The organism is uncultured Limnohabitans sp., assembly GCF_937889215.1.
GTDB lineage: Bacteria > Pseudomonadota > Gammaproteobacteria > Burkholderiales > Burkholderiaceae_C > Limnohabitans_A.
Genome location: NZ_CALBEX010000465.1, coordinates 1 through 5364, shown reverse-complemented (window position 1 = coordinate 5364; position 5364 = coordinate 1). Strand labels below are relative to the sequence as shown.

General features: G+C 59.1%; 5 protein-coding genes. 2 read left to right on the top strand and 3 right to left on the bottom strand.

The window, feature by feature from the left end; genetic code table 11:
- Both Q0341_RS11735 and corA read left to right on the top strand, forming a co-directional pair.
- The coding region (locus tag Q0341_RS11735; protein ID WP_299513492.1) for a patatin at window positions 1-834 on the top strand (834 nt) is incomplete at its 5' end.
- A 153-nt stretch (window positions 835-987) separates the two neighbouring features.
- Window positions 988-1974 carry a magnesium/cobalt transporter CorA gene (corA, locus tag Q0341_RS11730; RefSeq protein WP_299513490.1) on the top strand — a complete coding sequence of 329 codons (987 nt, stop codon included), beginning with the start codon at window positions 988-990 and terminating at the stop codon, window positions 1972-1974.
- Window positions 1975-1984: 10 nt separating this feature from the next.
- Here the strand turns inward: corA and Q0341_RS11725 are convergent, their stop codons facing one another.
- The 3 genes from Q0341_RS11725 to Q0341_RS11715 form a co-directional block, all read right to left on the bottom strand.
- Entirely contained in the window at window positions 1985-2743 is a 759-nt protein-coding gene (locus tag Q0341_RS11725; RefSeq protein ID WP_299513488.1) for a 5'-methylthioadenosine/adenosylhomocysteine nucleosidase, read from the bottom strand.
- A gap of 95 nt (window positions 2744-2838) precedes the next feature.
- Window positions 2839-4521, bottom strand: coding sequence for a long-chain-fatty-acid--CoA ligase (locus Q0341_RS11720; RefSeq protein ID WP_299513486.1), 1683 nt, complete (start codon window positions 4519-4521; stop codon window positions 2839-2841).
- Window positions 4522-4658: 137 nt separating this feature from the next.
- Window positions 4659-5364, bottom strand: a 706-nt coding sequence (locus Q0341_RS11715) for an NAD(P)(+) transhydrogenase (Re/Si-specific) subunit beta (RefSeq protein ID WP_299513484.1), incomplete at its 5' end; no start/stop codon positions are given.

Sequence of the window (5364 nt, the reverse complement as noted above, 5' to 3'; positions counted from 1 at the left end):
GCCATGGACAGCCTGCCTCTGGTCAACACCTTGCACAAAGCCATCGCGCTGGACCGCATTGACACGGCGCTGCAAACCGGGGCCCTGCAGGCCTTGGCCGTGACCGCATCCAGCTACTCCAGCGGCGTGCATTGGACTTTTTGCCAAACACGCGACGGCCAGCCCATTCCCTGGAGTCGGCCTGGCCGACGGGCGGAACAGCAACCCATCACCATTGAGCATTTGATGGCCTCCAGCGCCATCCCCTTCATTTTTCCGGCCACACCCTTGTGGGTCGATGGCGGCATGGAGTTTTTCGGCGACGGCTCGATGCGCCAAATCTCCCCCCTTTCAGCGGCTGTGCACTTGGGTGCCGACCGGGTATTGGCCATCGGCGTCGGCCAGCCCCAACGCTCGACTCATGGTGCCATCAGCCGGGTCAACGACCACCCCTCGCTGGGCACGATCGCCGGGCATGCGATGGCCAGCGTGTTCCATGACACCCTGGAGGCCGACGTGGAGCAGGTCAGTCGCATCAACCAATCGCTGCAAGCCTTGCCTGAAGCGGTGCGGGCAGAAATGCCTTTTCGCTCGGTACAGGTGCTGACGCTGCAACCCAGCGCTTCGCTGGACGCTTTGGCGCAAGCGCATGTGCACGCCTTGCCAACGTCGATTCTTCGGGTCCTGGAAGGTTTAGGGGCTTTGCAAGGCAGCGGGGCGGCGCTGGCCAGTTATTTGCTCTTTGAGCCAGGCTTCATTCAGGCGCTCATGGCCTTGGGGCGGGCCGATGTCCAGGCCCGAGCGGACGAGATTTACACATTTCTGTCATCGAGCGCGCCTGCTGCGGTGCGATAATGATCGATTCAATCTGGAGACACATCGCCGTGGAAACTACCCCGAGTGGGTAGCTTTCGGACGCCTTGAGCACCCTGCCCATCGTTCGAAAGCTGCCGCACCCCCTTCGCTGCCCCTTAGAACTTTTGGCACTTGGCCATTTTTGGATTCGCCATGCTCAACATCTTCACCCTGGTCAACGGCCGCCTCTTCCAAGAAGAGATCGAGTCGTTGGAAGAACTCTCCCGCTTTCAGCCCATTTGGGTCGATCTGGAGTCGCCCACGCTGGACGAAAAACGCTGGATCAAGCAATACTTCGGCCTCCTCATCCCGGAAGACGCGATGGACGAGGACATCGAAGAATCCGCACGTTTTTACGAAGAAGACAACGGCGAGTTGCACATCCGCTCTGACTTCTTGATCGCTGATGATGATGAGCCCCGCACTGTGCGCTGCGCTTTTATCTTGAACCAGCACAACGCCAACCTGAAAAGCCAAGGCGTGCTGTTTTCCATCCACGACGAAGACGTGCCGGTGTTTCGCCTTTTGCGCATGCGTGCTCGGCGGGCACCCGGGCTGATCGAAGACGCCAAGGATGTGCTGCTCAAACTGTTTGATGCCGATGCCGAATACTCAGCGGACACGCTTGAAGGCATTTACGACCAGCTCGAAAAAGTGGGCAACACTGTGCTGTCGGGTGATGTGACCGACGCCATGGCCAGCGAAGTACTGGGCGCGATTGCACGGCAAGAAGACATGAACGGCCGCATCCGGCGCAACGTGATGGACACGCGCCGCGCCCTTAGCTTCATGATGCGCTCCAAAATGCTGAATGCCGAGCAGTTTGAAGACGCGCGCCAGATCATGCGCGACATCGACTCGCTCGACTCGCACACGGCCTTTTTGTTCGACAAGATCAACTTCTTGATGGACGCCACCGTCGGCTTCATCAACATCAACCAGAACAAGATCATCAAAATCTTTTCGGTGGCCAGTGTGGCCTTGCTGCCACCCACCTTGATCGCCAGCCTGTACGGCATGAACTTCCAGTACATGCCCGAGCTGTCGCAAAAATGGGGCTACCCCTTTGCCCTGACCTTGATGATCGCCAGCGCCGTGGTGCCCATGTGGTATTTCCGTCGCCGCGGCTGGCTCAAGTGAGCGGCGGCTTTCAGGCTTGCCGGTTGTTCAGCCACTGCGACAAGATGGCCAAGCTGTAGCGGCTGGCCACCTCGCGAATGAAGCGTTGAAAATCGGTCTGCGCCGCATCGTCTGCGCGGTCCGAAATGGTGCGCACCGCAGCAAAAGGCACAGCATAGTCGTGGCACACCTGTGCCACCGCGGCACCCTCCATCTCCACAGCCAAAGCGTCGGGCAAAGCCAGCCGCAGGCCTTGGCTCTCGGCCGAAGTGGCGACAAAGCGATCGCCACTGATCACCAAGCCGTGGTGCACCCGGGGAGAAGCCAAACGAAACTGGGCCAAGGTGTCGGACCCCAAATGGCGTTCAGCATCGCGCAGCACCTGCTGGGTGGCCACAATCAGTTGCGCCGACAAGACACCATCGGCCGCGAAGCGGGCGCGGCCATACAGAGGCACCTCGTAGCGAGGAAACAGAGGGGAAGCGTCCATGTCGTGCTGCACAAAACTGTCTGCCACCACCACATCCCCGACCTGAACACCGCTCCCCAAACCACCGGCCACGCCGGTGAACACCAATGCGCTCACTCCAAAGCGTTCCAACAACACCGTGGCCGTGGTCGCCGCAGCCACCTTGCCGATGCGTGAGAGCACCGCCACCACCGAATGACCCTGCCAATGGCCCACCCAAAAATCTCGGCCAGCCACACTGACCCGCTGCTCGTCGGGCATGGCCGCCAACACGGCCGCCAACTCTTCTTGCATGGCACTCATGATGCCGATCACGGCCATGACAGGTTCCTTCTTCTCACGTCAAAAAAAAGCGGTCCGTAGACCGCTTGGGTGTGCGCCAGCCGAGCTGGCTTTGCACGCCTTACCCTGAAAAATCAGGCTTTGTTGCGCAATTCGCGCCGCAAAATTTTGCCCACGGGAGTTTTCGGCAACTCATCGCGGAATTCGATCACGCGGGGTTGCTTGTAAGCGGTCATGTTCTCTCGGCAATAGGCCAAGATCTGGGCCTCGGTCAGCGCCGGGTCTTTTTTGACCACCACCAGTTTCACCGTCTCGCCTGTTTTCTCGTCAGGCACGCCGATGGCGGCGCACTCGAGCACACCCGGACAAGCCGAAGCCACTTCTTCCACCTCGTTGGGGTAAACGTTGAAACCACTGACCAAAATCATGTCCTTCTTGCGGTCCACAATTTTGAAGAAGCCTCTCGCATCCACTGTGCCCACATCGCCCGATTTGAAGTAACCATCGGGGGTCATGACCTTGGCGGTCTCATCGGGGCGCTGCCAATAACCGGCCATCACTTGCGGGCCTTTGATGGCGATCTCGCCGGGCTGGCCCAGTTCGGTCACTTCCTGCCCTTCATCGTCCAGCAGCTTCATCCAGGTGCCGGGCAATGGCACGCCGATGGTGCCCGTGAATTCAGTGCTCGTGGTCAGATTGCAACTGGCCGAGGGGCTGGTTTCGGACAAGCCATAACCTTCGCAAATCGGGCAGCCTGTTTTTTCGAGCCACAGCTTGGCCACGTTGGGGGTGACGGCCGTGCCGCCGCCCAAGGACACTTTCAGGTTGGACCAGTTGACAGTGCCAAAATCCGGGTGATTGGCCAAGCCATTGAACAAGGTGTTGACGGCCGGAAAACTGTGAAAGGTGTGCTTGGACAACTCCTTGAGCACCGCTGGCAAATCACGCGGATTCGGGATCAGAATGGTTTTTCCGCCCATGCGCAGGCCCAGCATCATGTTCACTGTGAAAGCGAAGATGTGGTACAGCGGCAAAGCACAGACATTGGTGGGCTGCTCGCCCGCCGGGATGCGCGTCATGACAGGCGCGTTCCAAGCCTCAGACTGCAAAACGTTGGCGATCACGTTGCGGTGCAAAAGCACTGCACCCTTGGACACGCCGGTGGTGCCGCCCGTGTATTGCAGCACCGCAATGTCGTCGGCTGACAATTCGGGCTTGCGAAACGCTTGCTGTCGCCCCTTGGACAAAGCTTCGTTGAAACGAACGGCTTTGGGCAGGTGAAAAACGGGCACCATCTTTTTGACGCTGCGCACCACGTAGTTGACCAAACTGCCTTTGAGCGCCCCCAAACGGTCCCCCATCGAAGCCAGCACCACATGCTGCACAGGCGTTTGCGCAATGCACTTCTCAAGTGTGGCGGCGAAGTTTTCGATGATCACAATCGCCTTGGCCCCTGAGTCCTTGAGTTGATGCTCAAGCTCTCGGGCGGTGTAGAGCGGGTTCACATTGACCACCACGAAGCCGGCCCGCAAAACAGCGGCCACAGCCACGGGGTATTGCGGCACATTCGGCATCATGATGGCGACGCGATCGCCCTTGCTCAAACCCAAAGATTGCAAATAGGCCGCCATGGCCAAGCTCTCCTGGTCGGTCTGGGCATAGCTGATGTCCTTGCCCATGAAGCTGTAGGCCGTTCTGCTGGCGTACTTGGCAAAGCTCTCTTCGAGCAAGCCCACCAGTGAGCTGTAAGGCGTGAAGTCGATGTCGGCGGGAATGCCTTCAGGGTAACTGTTGAGCCAAACGGGATTCGAATTCATATGAGGTTCTCCTGCAAGTCATTCTACCTGATGACTGACAGCAAACTGACGCGCAGACCTACTGGATTTCCCGAGGTTTAACCCTCAGGCGGTCTGAAAACAACCCGAGAATCTGCTTATGCAGAAAGGCCCCGTGTTCAAGCCTTCAATGCCATCAACACCTCGTCGAGCATCTTCTTGGCATCGCCAAACAACATGCGGTTGTTGTCTTTGTAAAACAGCGGGTTGTCCACGCCGGCGTAACCGCTGGCCATGGAACGCTTCATGACAATGCTGGTGCGGGCCTTCCAGACTTCAAGCACCGGCATGCCGGCGATCGGGCTGCTCGGGTCGTCTTGGGCTGCGGGGTTCACGATGTCGTTGGCACCGATCACGATGGCCACGTCGGTGTCCGGGAAGTCGTCGTTGAGTTCGTCCATCTCGAACACGATGTCGTAAGGCACTTTGGCTTCGGCCAAGAGCACGTTCATGTGGCCAGGCATGCGGCCGGCCACGGGGTGGATGCCAAAGCGCACATTGACGCCTTTTTCGCGCAGGTGCTTGGTGATTTCAAACACCGTGTGCTGGGCTTGCGCCACGGCCATGCCATAGCCGGGCACGATGATCACGTTCTTGGCGTCGCGCAGCATCTCGGCGGTCTCGCCGGCCAAGATGGGGCTGACTTCACCTACGGGCTCAGCCGATTCACCAGCAGCCTTGGGCGCTGCGGCCGTGGTGCCAAAGCCCCCGGCGATCACGCTGATGAAACTGCGGTTCATGGCGTTGCACATGATGTACGACAAAATCGCCCCGCTGGAGCCGACCAGCGCACCGATCACGATCAGCAAGTCGTTGCTCAGCATG